The organism is Pseudomonas tehranensis, from assembly GCF_014268615.1.
GTDB classification, from domain to species: domain Bacteria; phylum Pseudomonadota; class Gammaproteobacteria; order Pseudomonadales; family Pseudomonadaceae; genus Aquipseudomonas; species Aquipseudomonas tehranensis.
Map to the genome: position 1 here is coordinate 1 of NZ_JABWQV010000106.1, position 15,834 is coordinate 15,834.

Sequence of the window (15,834 nt, forward strand, 5' to 3'; positions counted from 1 at the left end):
TCGCGAGCAAGCCCGCTCCCACAGGGGCACCACCAATTTCCGACCATAGCCGTCGGAATTGGTCAAATTTTGTGCTATATTCCGCGCCCGCGATTTTTCATCTTCTATACCGGTCATCGACATGCAAGCAGCCAAGCCGTTATTTGACTATCCCAAGTACTGGGCCGAATGTTTCGGCCCGGCGCCGTTCCTGCCCATGAGCAGGGAGGAGATGGATCAGCTCGGCTGGGATTCGTGCGACATCATCATCGTGACCGGTGATGCCTACGTCGATCACCCTTCGTTCGGCATGGCGATCATCGGTCGGCTGCTGGAAGCCCAAGGCTTTCGCGTCGGGATCATTGCCCAACCGAACTGGCAGTCCAAAGACGACTTCATGAAGCTTGGCGAGCCGAACCTGTTTTTTGGCGTCGCGGCCGGCAACATGGACTCGATGATCAACCGCTACACCGCCGACAAGAAAATCCGTTCCGATGACGCTTACACCCCGGGTGGCATGGCGGGCAAGCGGCCGGACCGCGCGAGCCTGGTCTACAGCCAGCGCTGCAAGGAAGCCTACAAGCATGTGCCGATCGTGCTCGGCGGTATCGAAGCGTCCCTGCGCCGCATCGCCCATTACGATTACTGGCAGGACCGGGTGCGCAACTCGATCCTGATCGATGCCTGCGCCGACATCCTGCTCTACGGCAACGCCGAACGGGCGATTGTCGAGGTCGCCCAGCGTCTGTCTTACGGCCATAAGATCGAAGACATTACCGACGTGCGCGGCACGGCCTTCATCCGCCGCGACACCCCGCAAGGCTGGTACGAAGTCGATTCCACGCGCATCGACCGTCCGGGCAAGATCGACAAGATCATCAACCCGTACGTGAACACCCAGGACACTCAAGCCTGCGCGATCGAGCAGGAAAAGGGGCCTGTTGAAGACCCGAGCGAAGCCAAGGTCGTACAAATCCTGGCGAGCCCGCGCATGACCCGCGACAAGACAGTGATTCGTCTGCCGTCGGTGGAAAAGGTTCGTGGCGACGCGGTGCTCTATGCTCACGCCAACCGCGTGCTGCACTTGGAAACCAACCCGGGCAACGCCCGTGCGCTGGTTCAGAAGCATGGTGAAGTCGATGTCTGGTTCAATCCGCCGCCCATTCCGATGACCACCGAGGAAATGGACTACGTGTTTGGCATGCCTTACGCCCGTGTTCCACACCCGGCGTATGGCAAGGAAAAGATCCCGGCCTACGAGATGATCCGTTTCTCGGTGAACATCATGCGTGGCTGCTTTGGCGGCTGCACCTTCTGCTCGATCACCGAGCACGAAGGCCGGATCATTCAGAACCGCTCTGAAGAATCGATCATTCGCGAGATTGAAGAGATCCGCGACAAGGTCCCGGGCTTCACCGGCGTCATTTCCGACCTCGGCGGCCCGACCGCGAACATGTACCGCATTGCCTGCAAGAGCCCGGAAATCGAATCCGCGTGCCGCAAGCCGTCCTGCGTGTTCCCTGGCATCTGCCCGAACCTGAACACCGACCATTCTTCGCTGATCCAGTTGTACCGCAGCGCCCGGGCCTTGCCTGGGGTGAAGAAGATCCTGATTGCCTCCGGCCTGCGTTATGATCTGGCGGTCGAGTCGCCGGAATACGTCAAGGAACTGGTAACCCACCACGTGGGTGGTTACCTGAAGATCGCCCCGGAACATACCGAGGAAGGTCCGCTCAACCAGATGATGAAACCGGGCATCGGCAGCTATGACAAATTCAAGCGGATGTTCGAGAAGTACACCAAGGAAGCCGGCAAAGAGCAGTACCTGATTCCGTACTTCATCGCCGCCCACCCGGGCACCACCGACGAAGACATGATGAACCTGGCGCTGTGGCTCAAGGGCAACGGTTTCCGGGCCGACCAGGTGCAGGCGTTCTATCCGTCGCCGATGGCCACCGCCACGGCCATGTACCATTCGGGCAAGAACCCGCTGCGCAAGGTCACCTACAAGAGCGATGCGGTGACCATCGTCAAGAGCGAGGAGCAGCGCCGCCTGCACAAGGCCTTCCTGCGTTATCACGACCCCAAGGGCTGGCCGATGCTGCGCGAAGCGCTGACCCGCATGGGCCGCGCCGACCTGATCGGGCCGGGCAAGAACCAGTTGATCCCGTTGCATCAGCCGGCCACCGACAGCTACCAGAGCGCCCGGCGCAAAAACTCGACGCCGGCTGGCAGCCACAAGGTGGGCAAGGAAACCACCAAGATCCTGACTCAGCACACTGGCCTGCCACCGCGCGCCAGCGACGGCGGCAACCCGTGGGACAAGCGCGAGCAAGCCAAGGCTGCGGCATTCGCCCGCAACCAGCAGGCCGCCAAGGAACGCAAGGACGCCGCCAAGGGCAAAGGGCCCAAGCCTGCACGCAAGCCTGTCGTGCCGCGCTAATCGTCGTGCAACATCGCAAAACGCCAGCTTAGATGCTGGCGTTTTGCTTTCTAGCGGCGGTGCTACTCGTTTGCTATCGTGGCGCCCGCCAATGCCCGTCAGTTTCGTGCAATAAAGCCAAACACCGCTCTTGTGGCGAGGGAGCAAGCTCCCGCTCGGCGGCGTCTGTAGGAGCTGCCGAAGGCTGCGATCTGTTGATCTTCACTGGATGAGGCTCAATTGCCAGGGGAGAGATCGCAGCCTCGTTGCACTCTACAGCTCCTACAGGCGTCGTCCAGCGGGAGCAAGCTCCCTCGCCACAGATGCCAGTGTTGGCCCTGGGAGAGCCCGGCTTGCCCGCACTCACGGCCACACAGGCAATAAAGTTCTCACCCTCGGATTTTCAAGGACGATTCATATGAGCAACCCGTTACCGGGTATCGGCATGGACTACAGCCCCTCCCAGTTCATGGCCCGCCAACGCATCGAAAGCCAGATCAACCTGCCGCGCCTGTTTGCAGCCATCGACGCCGATCCCAGTATCGTCGGCGCGGGCGTGGTGTATATCGATGCCGAATTCAATGTGGTGACCCTGCGCGAGTTCAAGCCGATTTGCAGTATCAAGCCCAAGCGGATCATCTTGCGCGAGGCGCAGAAGTACATTGCACCGGCTCAGTTTGCTGATCAGGTAAAGAACAACCCGCGTGAGTCTCGTTTAGTGGGGGAGGCTGTCAATACGACGTTATCCTGCGCTGGCGCCATTCTGGGCTGGATTGTGGTTTTCAGTGGCACGATCGCTGTTCCATTTACAGCGGGTGCAAGTCTGGTCGTCACAGCCGTTGGGGCAACCGCCGCCGCTGCCAGTACCGCGCAGTGCGTGGTTGGAAGCATGCGTACCTACAACGAACTCAACGATCCAGCCGCTAATGATGATATGGACAGTGAGGACTGGTATCGCTACGCAATGCCAGTGTTGGATGCCGCATCATTGCTGGGAGCCGGGGCGTCCACTTTAACAACCCTCAAGCTCTTGCAAGCGAGGAAGGTCTCGACGGGCAGGAGTTGGTACGAGCTTTCCAAAGGTTTGACTCGTCAGCAAAGAAAGGCATTGACCAAAGAGTTGTTAACACTGAAGGACCCAAGCCTGACTAACAAATTATTGAAGCTTCGCCAGCGTTCGGGGACGCTTGCAAAGCGTTTCACGGCCACCCAGATCAATCACGCGACCGTGACCCAGATTCGCGACTCTCTGGGGGCCGCCATCGGCTTAACGGGCAGTAGCTTGTCTGGGAATTTGAAGACCATTGCCGTGGGGCTGTATGAGGAAGTTGAATAATGGACCGCAAGCATTCATTGAACACTTTCCTTGCTCATTATTTCCCGACCTTCATCTGCGCCTTTTTTCTAGCCTGTTTCGCGGTTTCCGCTTCAATTTCATTAGTCTCCAGTACTTACTTTCGAGGCGATCCCGAACGGGCCAAATATTCTTTTCTGGTTGCGCTGATCCTCTCTCTGCTCTTGGCGTTGAGTCATTTCGTCATGATCAGGGGGCGGTCATGGGGTGTTCGTGCCATCGTTGTGTTCTATCTGGCGTGTCTCTTCACTGTCCTCCCCACCTACGGCTACAAGCCGCATCCCGTCGCCTATGTGACTGGGTTGTTGTTTCCGTTGCTGGGGCTGCTATTGCTCAACAGCAAGCGCCATCGAGAGATGCGCCAAAAGTTGTTGGAGTTGCGCGAGGAGCGTATGGCGATGAGGTCTGCCGTCCGTCTGCAGAAGAAAAGGAAAGGACGCTAGGTGGAAAACTATCCGACTTTCATCCATTTTATGAAGCGCTACTTTCCGACCTTCATCGCGACGATATTCGTGGCGAAAATATCGTGTTTACTGGCGCTCTTTGCTCTTCTCGACAGTTTTTTTGTGCGCGCTACGTTGTCGAGCCAAGCGAAAATTTCCGCTGTATGCATTGCTATTTGTACGTTGGTTCTGGTCCATAGCAACTTTATGGTCGCGCGCGGCAGAGCGGGTTGGGTCTGGGTGTTTGCCGGGCTCTTTGTGGCCTGTCTGTTGTGTGTCTTGCCGACTATTGGTTATCGCCCGAATCGATTCGTTTATGCGGCGGGTCTGTTTTTTCCATTGCTCGGGCTGCTACTGCTCAACAGCAAACGTCACCGCGAAATGCGCAGCAAGCTGGTAGAAGTCCGCCGCCAACGCGAACGCTTCATCCAGGCCGCCAAGGCCTCCCGCTCACGGCGTTGAGTCGATTCGCTACCACCGCTGCTACATTTATGTGCTTACCTTTGCACCCGAATGCGAGCATCGCGCGCTTTTAGTGCTCTACTGCCGTGAGTAGACGAAGAAAGTGTCGGGCCTGCCTGCATGGCATAAGTCTTGCGCCGCTTTCGATAACGCCCAGGCTTGCAGGAGGTACGTCGTGTCGATTCACGTCGCATTGCACCATGTCACGCATTACCGGTACGACCGCGCTGTCGAGCTCGGTCCGCAGATCGTTCGCCTGCGCCCGGCGGCCCACAGCCGCACGCGGATTCTTTCTTATGCGCTGAAGGTCGCGCCCGATCAGCATTTCATCAACTGGCAGCAGGATCCCCAGGGCAATTACCTGGCGCGGTTGGTGTTTCCCGAGAAAACCCGGGAGCTGCGCATTGAAGTCGATCTGCTGGCGGAAATGGCGGTGTTCAATCCGTTCGACTTTTTCCTGGAACCCTACGCGGAAAAAATCCCGTTCACCTATGCCGCCGACGAGCGCAAGGAGTTGGCGCCTTACCTTGAAACCCTGCCGTTGACGCCGAGATTCCAGGCCTATCTGGACGGCATCGACCGCACGCCGTTGCCGGCGGTGGATTTCCTGGTGGCGCTCAACCAGCGCCTGAGCGAAGACATCAACTACCTGATCCGTATGGAGCCGGGCGTCCAGACCCCGGAGCACACCCTGGAGCATGCGTCCGGTTCCTGCCGCGACTCGGCCTGGTTGCTGGTGCAGTTGTTGCGCAACCTCGGCCTGGCCGCGCGGTTCGTTTCCGGCTACCTGATCCAGTTGACCGCCGATGTGAAAAGCCTCGACGGTCCGTCCGGCACCGAGGTGGATTTCACCGACTTGCATGCCTGGTGCGAGGTCTACCTGCCCGGTGCCGGCTGGATCGGCCTGGATGCGACGTCCGGGTTGTTCGCTGGTGAAGGGCATATCCCGTTGGCCTGTAGTCCCGATCCGTCCTCGGCGGCGCCCATCAGTGGCTTGGTGGAACCGTGCGAGTGCGAATTCAGCCACGAAATGTCCGTCGAGCGGATCTGGGAAGCGCCACGGGTCACAAAGCCCTACACCGAAGAACAGTGGCTGGCGATTCAGGCGTTGGGCCGGAAAATTGATGCCGACCTGCTGGAAGGCGATGTGCGCCTGACCATGGGGGGCGAACCGACCTTCGTCTCGATCGATGACCCGGACGGCGCCGAGTGGAACACCGCGGCGCTGGGGCCGGACAAACGTCGCCTCTCCGCCGAGCTGTTCCAGCGCATGCGCAAGCATTATGCGCCCCAGGGGCTTGTGCATTTTGGCCAAGGCAAGTGGTACCCCGGTGAGCAGTTGCCGCGCTGGTCGCTCAACTGCTATTGGCGGCGTGACGGGGTGCCGATCTGGCACAACAGCGCGTTGATCGCCGACGAGCAGCAGGACTACGGCGCCGACGGCGAAATGGCCGGGCGCTTTCTGACCAGCGTTGCCGAGCGTTTGAAAATTCCTGCGCGATTCGTGTTCCCAGCCTACGAGGACAATTTCTATTACCTCTGGCGCGAAGGTGCATTGCCATCGAACGTCACGGCCCAGGACCCACGCCTGGAAGATGCTTTGGAGCGGGAACGGTTGCGCAAGGTCTTCAGTCAGGGCCTGGACAAAGTGATCGGGCAGGTCCTGCCGCTGACGCGTACCGCCAAGGGCGATCAATGGCAAAGCGGTCGATGGTACCTGCGCGATAGTCACTGCCGGTTGGTACCGGGGGATTCGCCCCTGGGTTATCGCCTGCCATTGGCTTCCCAGCCATGGGTGACAGCGGCCGAATACCCTTTCATTCATCCCACCGACCCGAACCAGGACCTGGCGGCGCTGCCCAACGCCGAACACCTGGCCCGTCACGGTGAGCCTGCAACCGAGCAGGATCGTGCCCCACAGATTGACGAATCCGCCGACTGGCTGACCCGCACGGCGTTTTGTGCTGAGGCTCGCGAGGGGCGCTTGTACCTGTTCATGCCGCCTTTGGAGCGGGTCGAGGACTATCTGGAGCTGGTCAGCGCCATCGAGGCGACAGCCGAGGAGCTGCATTGCCCGGTACTGTTGGAAGGCTATGAGCCACCGAGCGACCCGCGCCTGAGTAACTTTCGCATCACCCCCGATCCGGGCGTGATCGAGGTGAACGTGCAGCCGTCCGCGACCTGGGATGAACTGGTGGAGCGCACCGAGTTTCTTTACGAAGAGGCGCGACAGACCCGGCTGACCACCGAGAAATTCATGATCGACGGTCGGCACACCGGCACCGGTGGTGGTAACCATTTCGTACTGGGGGGCGCGACTCCGGCGGACTCCCCCTTTCTACGGCGTCCTGACCTGCTGCGCAGTCTCATCAGCTACTGGCATAACCACCCGTCGTTGTCCTACCTGTTTTCCGGCTTGTTCATCGGGCCGACGTCCCAGGCACCGCGGGTGGACGAAGCGCGCAACGATGCGTTGTATGAGCTGGAAATCGCCTTCGCACAAATGCCGCAGGCTGGCGAAGAGTGTCCGCCCTGGCTGGTTGATCGATTGTTGCGCAACCTGTTGATCGACGTGACCGGCAACACCCATCGTGCCGAATTTTGCATCGACAAACTCTATTCGCCGGACGGCGCCACCGGGCGTCTTGGTCTGTTGGAGCTGCGGGCTTTTGAAATGCCGCCCCACGCCCGTATGAGCCTGGCCCAGCAGCTATTGCTGCGGGCGCTGGTGGCGCGGTTCTGGCGTGAACCCTATGCGCCCGCGAAACTGGCGCGCTGGGGGACTGAGTTGCATGACCGCTTCCTGTTGCCGCATTTTATCGAACAGGATTTTGCCGACGTCATCAATGAATTGAACGCCGCCGGTTACCCGCTGCGGGCCGAGTGGTTCGCAGCGCACCTGGAGTTTCGTTTTCCCAAGGTGGGCGATTACGCGGTCAGCGGCATCGAACTGCAATTGCGCCAGGCCCTTGAACCCTGGCATGTGCTGGGGGAGGAGGGCGCGGTGGGTGGCACCGTGCGGTATGTGGACTCTTCTCTTGAACGTTTGCAGGTCAAGCTCAGCGGCCTGGCGCCGCAACGCTATCTGCTGACCTGCAACGGTATACCGGTGCCGCTTCAAGCCACCGGGCGGGTCGGCGAATTTGTCGCCGGGGTGCGTTTTCGCGCCTGGCAACCGGCCAACTGCCTGCAACCGACCATCCCGGTCCACGCGCCGCTGGTCTTCGATCTGCTCGACACCTGGACGCAACGTTCAGTGGGTGGCTGCCAGTACCATGTGGCCCATCCAGGCGGACGCAACTACGACAGCCTGCCGGTGAATGCCAACGAGGCTGAAAGTCGGCGAATGGCGCGTTTTTTCCGTCTCGGGCACACACCTGGGAAACTTCCGATACCCAACCTGGCAGTGGATGACGAGTTTCCCCTCACGCTCGATCTGCGACGTTTTCCAGGGGCTTCAATGTAGGCGCTGTCGAGTGCAACGAGGCTGCGATCTTTCCCCCAGACACTTGGGTCCCAAGTGAAAGATCAAAAGATCGCAGCCTCCGGCAGCTCCTACAGGGCACCCCCAGCGCCTTGTCACAATCTTCCACCTATCCGGGCGTCATGCGCTTGCGCTAGTCTCACGTTTCATTGCTGTCTGCCGAGCTTTCCATGCCTGACCTGCTTGACCGTTACCCGCTGACGACGGGCACCTATCACGAACTGTTGGACGACAGCGGCGCGGTGCGCGAGCACTGGCGCCGTCTGCTCGACCATTTGCAGCGCAGTACGCCGGCCCAACTGCTCCAGCGTCAGGCACTGTTGGCCCGGCAGATCCAGGAAAACGGTGTCACTTACAACGTCTATGCGGACCCGAAGGGCGCCGACCGGCCGTGGGAGCTGGACCTGCTGCCCCATGCGATCGATGCGCAGGAGTGGAAGCAGCTGTCGGCGGGCATCGCCCAGCGTGCCCGCTTGCTCAACGCAGTACTGGCCGACCTGTACGGGCCGCAACGGCTGATCAGTGAGGGGCTGCTGCCGGCGGAACTGGTGTTCGGGCACAACAATTTTCTCTGGCCGTGCCAGGGCATCACACCGCCGGACGGCATTTTCCTGCACCTGTATGCCGTAGACCTGGCCCGTGCGCCCGACGGTCGCTGGTGGGTCACGGCGGATCGGACCCAGGCGCCTTCGGGGGCCGGGTATGCGCTGGAAAATCGCATGATCGTCTCCCGGGCCTTTCCCGACTTGTATCGTGACCTGAAGGTCAAGCACCTGGCCGGTTTCTTCCGCACCTTGCAGCAGACCCTTGCGCGTCAGGCCCCCAGTGATGGCGAGTCGCCGCTGGTGGTGCTGTTGACGCCCGGGCGGTTCAACGAAAGCTATTTCGAACACCTTTACCTGGCGCGCCAGCTGGGCTATCCGCTGGTGGAAGGCAGCGACCTGACCGTGCGCGACGCCACGGTTTACCTCAAGACCCTGAGCGGGCTACGACGGGTCCACGCCATCATGCGCCGGCTCGACGATGATTTCTGCGACCCGTTGGAGCTGCGCACCGATTCGGCCCTGGGTGTACCGGGATTGTTGGAGGCGGTGCGCCAGGGCCGGGTGCTGGTGGCCAATGCCTTGGGCAGCGGCGTGCTGGAATCACCGGGCCTGTTGGGCTTTTTGCCCAAGATCAGCCAGTTTCTGTTCGGTGAGGAACTGATACTGCCGTCCATCGCCACCTGGTGGTGCGGTGAGCCGCCGGTCCTGGCCCAGGCCTTGGAAAAACTGCCGCATTTGCTGATCAAACCGGCGTTTCCTTCCCAAAGCTTCAGCCCGGTATTGGGGCGCGACCTGAACGAACAACAGCGTGCACTTCTGGCCGCGCGCATGCAGGCGCGTCCCTACGCCTATGTCGCCCAGGAACTGGCGCAGCTGTCCCAGGCACCGGTCTGGCAGGCCGAAGACGGTCAGCTTCAGCCGCGGGCCATCGGCATGCGTGTGTATGCCGTTTCCGGGGAGGATGACTATCGGGTGCTGCCGGGCGGCCTGACCCGCGTGGCGGCCGAGGCCGACGCCGAAGTGGTATCGATGCAGCGAGGCGGCGCCAGCAAGGACACTTGGGTCCTGGGAGAACAGGCGCCCAGTGGCGAACAATGGAAGGCCCAGCGAACCGTGGGCGTCCACGATCTGGTTCGACGTGATCCCTACCTGCCGTCCCGCGTCGTGGAAAATCTGTTCTGGTTCGGTCGCTACTGCGAGCGCTGTGACGACAGCGCGCGGCTGCTGCGGATCATGCTGGCGCGCTATGTCGATGGCGACGACCCGCAAGCGCTGCAGTCGGCGGTGTCCCTGGGGGAAAGCCTGATGCTGTTGCCAGAGGAGGGCGAGCTGCCCGAGCGACTGCTGGCGGCGTTGTTGGGGGACGATTGGTCGTTCAGCCTGCGTTCCAACCTGCAGCGATTGCAGTGGGCGGCCTCTCAGGTTCGCGGCAAGCTGTCCCGGGAGAACTGGCAGGCACTGGTGGAGTTGCAGCGCGAAGCCATGGAACTGGAAACCGCGGAGCCGGATTTCGGTGAGTTGCTGGATTTTCTCAACCGTTTGGTGATGTCCCTGGCGGCGTTGTCCGGGTTCGCTTTGGACGACATGACCCGCGACGAGGGCTGGCGTTTCCTGATGATCGGTCGTCGCCTGGAGCGCCTGCAATTTCTCAGCAGCAGCCTGGCGGCGTTCCTGCGCGGTGATGCGGTGTTCGACCAGGCCGGACTGGACTGGCTGCTGGAACTGGGCAACAGCAGCATCACCTATCGTTCGCGTTACCTGGCGGTGGCTCAGTTGATCCCGGTGCTTGACCTGCTGTTGCTGGACGAACAAAACCCTCACGCGGTGCTCTTCCAATTGAAACTGGTGGCCCGTACCCTCAAGCGCTTGAACGATGACTTCGGCGCGCCCAGGGAAACCGCCTTGCCAGAGCTGGTCGCACGCTTGTCATGCTTTGACCTGCGTTGCCTGGAGAATCCGCTGTTCGGCGAAGCCAGCCTGCGCGCAGCCCTCGATGGCTTGGCCGATCTGTTGCAGGAAGTGGCCGACGTCAGCGGCCAGGTGTCCGATCGCCTGGCCTTGCGTCATTTCGCTCACGTCGATGACGTCAGCCAGCGCACGGTGTCCGTCTGATGAGCGCTCGTTACCAGATCTTCCACGATACCCATTACCACTACGACAGCCCGGTATCCCTGGCCCAGCAGCTTGCTCATCTGTGGCCGCGCCCCTGTGAGTGGCAGCGTTGCACCGAGCAGCAGTTGTTGATCAGCCCGGAGCCGACGACCCGCCGCGATGAGCTGGATGTGTTCGGCAACCCACTGACCCGCCTGGCGTTCGAACGGCCCCATGACGAGTTGCTGGTCAACGCGCGTCTGAGCGTGGAAGTGTTGGCGCGTCCTGTGCTGGACTTCAGTTTGTCCCCCGCCTGGGAGTCAACCTGTCATGCGTTGACCTACAGCGGCCGGCCACTGGCTGCTCCCTTGCTGGATGCCTGCCGCTATCGTTTCGAGTCACCCTATGTGCACCTCAAGCGCAGCTTCGTCGAGTTTTCCGAAAGCTGTTTCGCGCCAGGGCGTCCATTGATGTTCGGTGTTCAGGCGCTGATGGAAAAGATCTTCGAAGAGTTCACCTTCGATGCCGAAGCCACCCAGGTGGCAACGCCGCTGGTGGAGGTGCTGGAGCGGCGGCGGGGTGTTTGCCAGGACTTTGCCCACCTGATGCTGGCCTGCGTGCGCTCCCGCGGGTTGGCGGCGCGTTATGTCAGCGGCTACCTGTTGACTCAACCACCGCCGGGTCAGCCACGGTTGATCGGTGCCGATGCCTCGCACGCCTGGATCTCGGTGTTTTGCCCAGTGCTGGGCTGGGTGGACTTCGACCCGACCAACAACGTGCAGCCGGCGCTGGAACACATCACGCTGGCCTGGGGCCGGGATTTTTCCGATGTGTCGCCGTTGCGGGGAGTCATTCTGGGCGGCGGGGATCATGACCCCGAAGTGCGGGTGACGGTGATGCCGCTTGAATCGTAAACCGATCCCAGTGTGGGAACGGACTGGGCTGTGAGGGCCGGCAGCGAGGCTGCCGACCCTGGACACAGAACCGGGGGGCCGGATCAGATCATCGGGCCCTGAGGGTATCAGGCGTCGGGCGTCTGATCTTTCGGTGCATCAACATCAACGTCTGCTGCCACGTCGCCTTCGGTATCCGGGGTCAGTGCTGCTGCTTCTTCTTCAGCGGTAGCTTTCTTGCGCTGAAGCTTTTCCTCTTTCTTCTGCTCCTTGGCCAAGTCTCTCTGACGTTTGGCGAAGGAATAATTGGGTTTGGCCATGGGCGATCCTCTGGGGTCGAAGGTGAGGTTGAGCGGCGCGTATTCTGCCCTGTATCGGGGTCGAGCCGTTAGCTGGGTTTTTGTTCGGCCCACTTTGGCTGCACCGACGGTTGCCATTCATCCAGCGCATCGAGCAGGTGGTGGGGTGATTCGCTCACTTGCAGCATGTCACGGTGGGGCTCACGGACGAAGCCTTCGCCGACGATATGATCAAGAAAACCGGTGAGTTTGCTGTAGAAACCGTTCACTTCCAGCAGCCCCAGCGGTTTGCCGTGATAGCCGAGCTGGCCCCAGGTCCAGACTTCGAACAACTCCTCCAGCGTGCCAAGGCCGCCAGGCAGGGCGATGAAAGCATCGCTGAGCTGAGCCATGCGCGCCTTGCGCGCGTGCATGCCGTCCACGATTTCCAGGCGGGTGAGGCCGCTGTGGCCGATTTCCTTGTCTTTGAGGCTCTGCGGGATGATGCCGATCACTTCGCCGCCGGCCGCCAGGGCTGCATCGGCGACGATGCCCATCAGGCCGACCGCGCCGCCGCCATAGACCAGGGTCAGCTTTCGTTCCGCCAACGCGCGCCCCAAGGCCTGCGCCGCTTCACGATAGGCTGGGTGGCTACCGGTGCTGGCGCCGCAAAATACACAAACAGACGCTAAAGACATGCCTTACTCCGTGGTCAGTAACGGGACCAGAGTAAAGCCTGGCTTTGGTTGCGCAAAGCAAATTAAACCTCGCGCTGGGGTTTTTCGTAGGTGCCACTCGCACCGCAGGCGTAGGCGGCAAGCAGGCTGCACAGCAGGCTGTTGAGGTTCATGATGCGGTACTCCAGAGAGGTGATGGAGCCGATCATAGGGGCGCCTCATACCTTTGGCTGGTTGATTATGCTCATCAGGCTGATAGCCTTAAGTTGTATACAATCTTTGACTCAGGTCATAGGAACTTGTCTGAAATTCAGGCAGTCTTCCCCATTGACGGAATTTTTCTAACCATGCCTTGGAGATTCACCATGTTTGCCAAACTTGCTGCAGTATCCCTGTTGACGCTGGCCAGCAGCCAGCTGATGGCAGCCGAGTGCAAGACCACCATCGACTCGACCGACCAGATGTCCTTCAGCACCAAGGCCATCGAGATCGACAAGAGCTGCAAGACCTTCACGGTAGAACTGACTCACTCAGGCAACTTGCCGAAGAACGTCATGGGCCATAACTGGGTACTGAGCAAAGAGGCTGACATGCAGCCGATTGCTACCGATGGCCTGACTGCCGGTATCGACAAGGACTACCTGAAAGAAGGTGATGCCCGCATCATCGCCCACACCAAGCTCATTGGGGCCAAGGAGACAGACTCGGTGACGTTCGATGTGTCGAAACTGAGCGCCGATGAGAAATACGGTTTCTTCTGCTCGTTCCCGGGCCACATCTCGATGATGAAAGGCACCGTTACCCTGAAGTAATCAATTTCAGGCACAAAAAAGCGCCCCGTGCAGGGCGCTTTTTTTATGCCAAATAACCGAGCCCTGTGGGAGCGAGCCTGCTCGCGATAGCGGTGTGTCAGTCAGCGTCAATATGACTGATGCGGCGCCATCGCGAGCAGGCTCGCTCCCACAGTGGGACTCTCCACCATAGCGGTAGTTACGGGGCGTACGGCATCACCCGCTTGTGCTCGGTCTTGCGATAGGTCTCGCAAATGATTCTGGCCGCTTCTTCGCGCACCGGCAGCCCATGCAGGAATGCATCGATCTCGCCATAGGTCACGCCGTGGGCGGCTTCGTCGGGCTTGCCGGGCGACAGGTCTTCAAGGTCGGCAGTGGGGACTTTTTCTACCAGCGATTCCGGCGCGCCGAAGTCTCGGGCGATGGCCCGAACCTGGTTTTTCACCAGGCCGCTCAGCGGGGCCAGGTCACAGGCGCCGTCACCGAACTTGGTGAAGAAACCCATCACGGCTTCGGCCGCATGGTCGGTGCCGATGACCAGGCCTTGCTCGGCACCGGCGATGGTGTACTGCGCCACCATGCGCATCCGCGCCTTGGTATTGCCCAGCACGAAATCCCGGGAGCCCGGCCCTTTGCCTTCGAACGCCAGCACTTCCTTGGCCAGTGCCTTGACTGCCGGACCGATGTTGACGGTATGGCGCTCGTCCGGCTCGATGAAGTCCACACAGGCCTGGGCTTCATGTTCGTCGAACTGGGTTTCGTACGGCAGGCGCACGGCAATGAACTTGTAGGCGGCGTTGCCGGTTTTCTCCCGCAGCTCGCGCGCTGCACGTTGGGCCAGCAGGCCGGCGGTCAGCGAATCGACCCCGCCGCTGATGCCCAGTACGAGGGTCTTGAGTCCGGAGTTGACCAGACAATCCTGGATAAAGCCCACCCGACGAGCGACTTCGGCCTTGAGGGCGGCGTCATCGGCGAACGGTGGCTGAACCTTGAGCTGTTCAGCAATCTCACGCTGTACGGCTTGCATGAATTCACTCCTTGCTTGGTGTGTCAAAGGGCGGCAGGTACTTGGAAAACGTGTCGCATGTAGGCGACGAAATTCGGGTCTTTGCAGTGGGTCTTGCCGGGCTCGTCTGAAATCTTGGCCACGGGTTGCCCGTCACAGCTGATCATTTTAAGCACGATGCTCATCGGCTCCACACCCGGGATGTCACACGTCAGGTTGGTGCCGATACCGAAGCTGACATTAATGCGACCACGCAATGCCCGAAAAATCTCCAGGCATTTGGGCAGCGTCAGGCTATCGGAGAACACCAGCGTCTTGCTCATCGGGTCGATACCGAGCTTGTGGTAGTGAGCAATGGCTTTTTCAGCCCAGATGACCGGGTCCCCGGAGTCATGGCGCAAGCCGTCGAACAGCTTGGCGAAGAACAGATCGAAGTCCTTGAGGAAAGCGTCCATGGTGATGCAATCGGTCAGTGCGATTCCCAGCAGGCCCCGGTACTCACGCACCCAGCAATCGAGGGCAGCGATCTGACTGTCGATCAGCCGCGGGCCCAGTTGCTGATGGGCCATGATCCATTCGTGGGCCATGGTGCCCAGGGGTTTCATGTCCAGCTCCCGGGACAGGTGCACATTGCTGGTGCCGACAAAGCGCCCGGGGAAGTCGTGCTTGAGCACGTTGACCACTTCTTCCTGAACGCGGTAGGAGAACCGCCGTCGGGTGCCGAAGTCCGCGACTTGCAGTTCGGACAATTCGTCGGCGCTGGCGTTGGCGGTCAGCCAGTCGAACTTGCGATACAGCTGTTCGCGCGCCTGTTCCAGAACGATCTCGCGGTAGCGATAGCGATTGCGCACTTCGCTGACAATGGCCAGCAGCGGCACTTCGAACAGAATCACATGCAACCATGGCCCACGCAGGCGGATAAATAGCTCGCCGTTCTCGATGCCGGTGTGTACATAGCGCAGATTGAAACGGAACAGGCCTAGAAAACGCAGGAAATCGGGTTTGAGGAAGCTGATGCGCTCCAGGAAGCCCAACTGGTCGACGCTCAGGCTCAGCTCGGCCAAGCGTTCGATCTGAAAGCGGATCTCCGCCAGATAGGGGCGCAGGTCTTCGCTGTTGCGGCAGCGAAATTCCCATTCGACTTCGACGTTGGGGTAGTTGTGCAGCACCGCCTGCATCATCGTCAGCTTGTAGAAGTCGGTGTCGAGCAGGTTCTGCACGATGCGATCGGCAAACACACTCTCGCTCATGGCGGGAATCTCCAGACAGGCCGCTGCGGCGGGCAGCGGGGTGCAGCGGTTGGTGGTGAAGGGGCTAGTGGCGCATAACCCTGGGCAGTATTGCCAGCGATTTTTCGTCACTGTTTCTTTGTGGCAAAAGATTTATCTGTGGCGAGGGGATTTATCCCC

At 60.5% G+C, this 15,834-nt stretch carries 13 protein-coding genes; 8 read left to right on the plus strand and 5 right to left on the minus strand.

Annotated features, from left to right (window positions below):
• The first annotated feature begins 121 nt into the window (after positions 1–121).
• From HU811_RS16100 to HU811_RS16130, 7 genes are all read left to right on the plus strand, one after another.
• Positions 122–2,422 carry a YgiQ family radical SAM protein gene (locus HU811_RS16100; RefSeq protein ID WP_092395764.1) on the plus strand — a complete coding sequence of 767 codons (2,301 nt, stop codon included), beginning with the start codon at positions 122–124 and terminating at the stop codon, positions 2,420–2,422.
• A 397-nt stretch (positions 2,423–2,819) separates the two neighbouring features.
• On the plus strand, positions 2,820–3,737 hold the full coding sequence (gene ssp4 / locus HU811_RS16105; protein WP_186656907.1) for an Ssp4 family T6SS effector: 918 nt from the start codon (positions 2,820–2,822) through the stop codon (positions 3,735–3,737).
• Positions 3,737–4,198: a hypothetical protein gene (locus HU811_RS16110; protein WP_186656908.1), complete on the plus strand. Its 462-nt coding sequence runs from the start codon at positions 3,737–3,739 to the stop codon at positions 4,196–4,198. The genes ssp4 and HU811_RS16110 overlap by 1 nt, the downstream gene beginning before the upstream one ends.
• Positions 4,199–4,660, plus strand: coding sequence for a hypothetical protein (locus tag HU811_RS16115; RefSeq protein WP_214913586.1), 462 nt, complete (start codon positions 4,199–4,201; stop codon positions 4,658–4,660).
• A 175-nt stretch (positions 4,661–4,835) separates the two neighbouring features.
• Positions 4,836–8,126, plus strand: coding sequence for a transglutaminase family protein (locus tag HU811_RS16120; protein WP_186656909.1), 3,291 nt, complete (start codon positions 4,836–4,838; stop codon positions 8,124–8,126).
• Positions 8,127–8,314: 188 nt separating this feature from the next.
• On the plus strand, positions 8,315–10,801 hold the full coding sequence (locus HU811_RS16125) for a circularly permuted type 2 ATP-grasp protein (protein WP_186656910.1): 2,487 nt from the start codon (positions 8,315–8,317) through the stop codon (positions 10,799–10,801).
• The gene (locus HU811_RS16130; RefSeq protein ID WP_186656911.1) at positions 10,801–11,694 is read left to right on the plus strand and encodes a transglutaminase family protein; all 894 of its coding nucleotides are present in this window, start codon (positions 10,801–10,803) and stop codon (positions 11,692–11,694) included. Before HU811_RS16125 ends, HU811_RS16130 begins: the two co-directional genes overlap by 1 nt.
• Before the next feature lie 107 nt (positions 11,695–11,801).
• On the opposite strand, the gene HU811_RS16135 is transcribed toward HU811_RS16130, so the two are convergent.
• The 3 genes from HU811_RS16135 to HU811_RS27590 all read right to left on the minus strand — a co-directional run bounded on the left by HU811_RS16135 (position 11,802) and on the right by HU811_RS27590 (position 12,837).
• Entirely contained in the window at positions 11,802–11,993 is a 192-nt protein-coding gene (locus HU811_RS16135) for a hypothetical protein (protein WP_047227327.1), read from the minus strand.
• A gap of 68 nt (positions 11,994–12,061) precedes the next feature.
• On the minus strand, positions 12,062–12,649 hold the full coding sequence (locus tag HU811_RS16140) for a cytokinin riboside 5'-monophosphate phosphoribohydrolase (protein WP_092395778.1): 588 nt from the start codon (positions 12,647–12,649) through the stop codon (positions 12,062–12,064).
• A 62-nt stretch (positions 12,650–12,711) separates the two neighbouring features.
• Positions 12,712–12,837, minus strand: coding sequence for a hypothetical protein (locus HU811_RS27590; protein ID WP_256244068.1), 126 nt, complete (start codon positions 12,835–12,837; stop codon positions 12,712–12,714).
• 156 nt (positions 12,838–12,993) lie between these two features.
• On the opposite strand from HU811_RS27590, the gene azu reads away from it, so the two are divergent.
• Positions 12,994–13,440: an azurin gene (azu, locus tag HU811_RS16145; RefSeq protein WP_186656912.1), complete on the plus strand. Its 447-nt coding sequence runs from the start codon at positions 12,994–12,996 to the stop codon at positions 13,438–13,440.
• Between the two features lie 178 nt (positions 13,441–13,618).
• Here azu and nadE read toward each other — a convergent pair whose 3' ends face one another.
• Positions 13,619–14,446 carry an NAD(+) synthase gene (gene nadE / locus HU811_RS16150; RefSeq protein WP_047227330.1) on the minus strand — a complete coding sequence of 276 codons (828 nt, stop codon included), beginning with the start codon at positions 14,444–14,446 and terminating at the stop codon, positions 13,619–13,621.
• Between the two features lie 23 nt (positions 14,447–14,469).
• Positions 14,470–15,675, minus strand: coding sequence for a nicotinate phosphoribosyltransferase (gene pncB, locus HU811_RS16155; protein WP_047227331.1), 1,206 nt, complete (start codon positions 15,673–15,675; stop codon positions 14,470–14,472).
• Positions 15,676–15,834: the final 159 nt, after the last annotated feature.

Excerpts from the sequence above, each read along its gene's own strand:
- HU811_RS16100 (WP_092395764.1), top strand. The coding sequence starts at position 122 with ATGCAAGCAGCCAAGCCGTTATTTGACTATCCCAAGTACTGGGCCGAA.
- ssp4 (WP_186656907.1), top strand. The coding sequence starts at position 2,820 with ATGAGCAACCCGTTACCGGGTATCGGCATGGACTACAGCCCCTCCCAG.
- HU811_RS16110 (WP_186656908.1), top strand. The coding sequence starts at position 3,737 with ATGGACCGCAAGCATTCATTGAACACTTTCCTTGCTCATTATTTCCCG.
- HU811_RS16125 (WP_186656910.1), top strand. The coding sequence starts at position 8,315 with ATGCCTGACCTGCTTGACCGTTACCCGCTGACGACGGGCACCTATCAC.
- HU811_RS16130 (WP_186656911.1), top strand. The coding sequence starts at position 10,801 with ATGAGCGCTCGTTACCAGATCTTCCACGATACCCATTACCACTACGAC.
- HU811_RS16135 (WP_047227327.1), bottom strand. The coding sequence starts at position 11,993 with ATGGCCAAACCCAATTATTCCTTCGCCAAACGTCAGAGAGACTTGGCC.
- HU811_RS16140 (WP_092395778.1), bottom strand. The coding sequence starts at position 12,649 with ATGTCTTTAGCGTCTGTTTGTGTATTTTGCGGCGCCAGCACCGGTAGC.
- HU811_RS27590 (WP_256244068.1), bottom strand. The coding sequence starts at position 12,837 with ATGATCGGCTCCATCACCTCTCTGGAGTACCGCATCATGAACCTCAAC.
- azu (WP_186656912.1), top strand. The coding sequence starts at position 12,994 with ATGTTTGCCAAACTTGCTGCAGTATCCCTGTTGACGCTGGCCAGCAGC.
- nadE (WP_047227330.1), bottom strand. The coding sequence starts at position 14,446 with ATGCAAGCCGTACAGCGTGAGATTGCTGAACAGCTCAAGGTTCAGCCA.
- pncB (WP_047227331.1), bottom strand. The coding sequence starts at position 15,675 with ATGAGCGAGAGTGTGTTTGCCGATCGCATCGTGCAGAACCTGCTCGAC.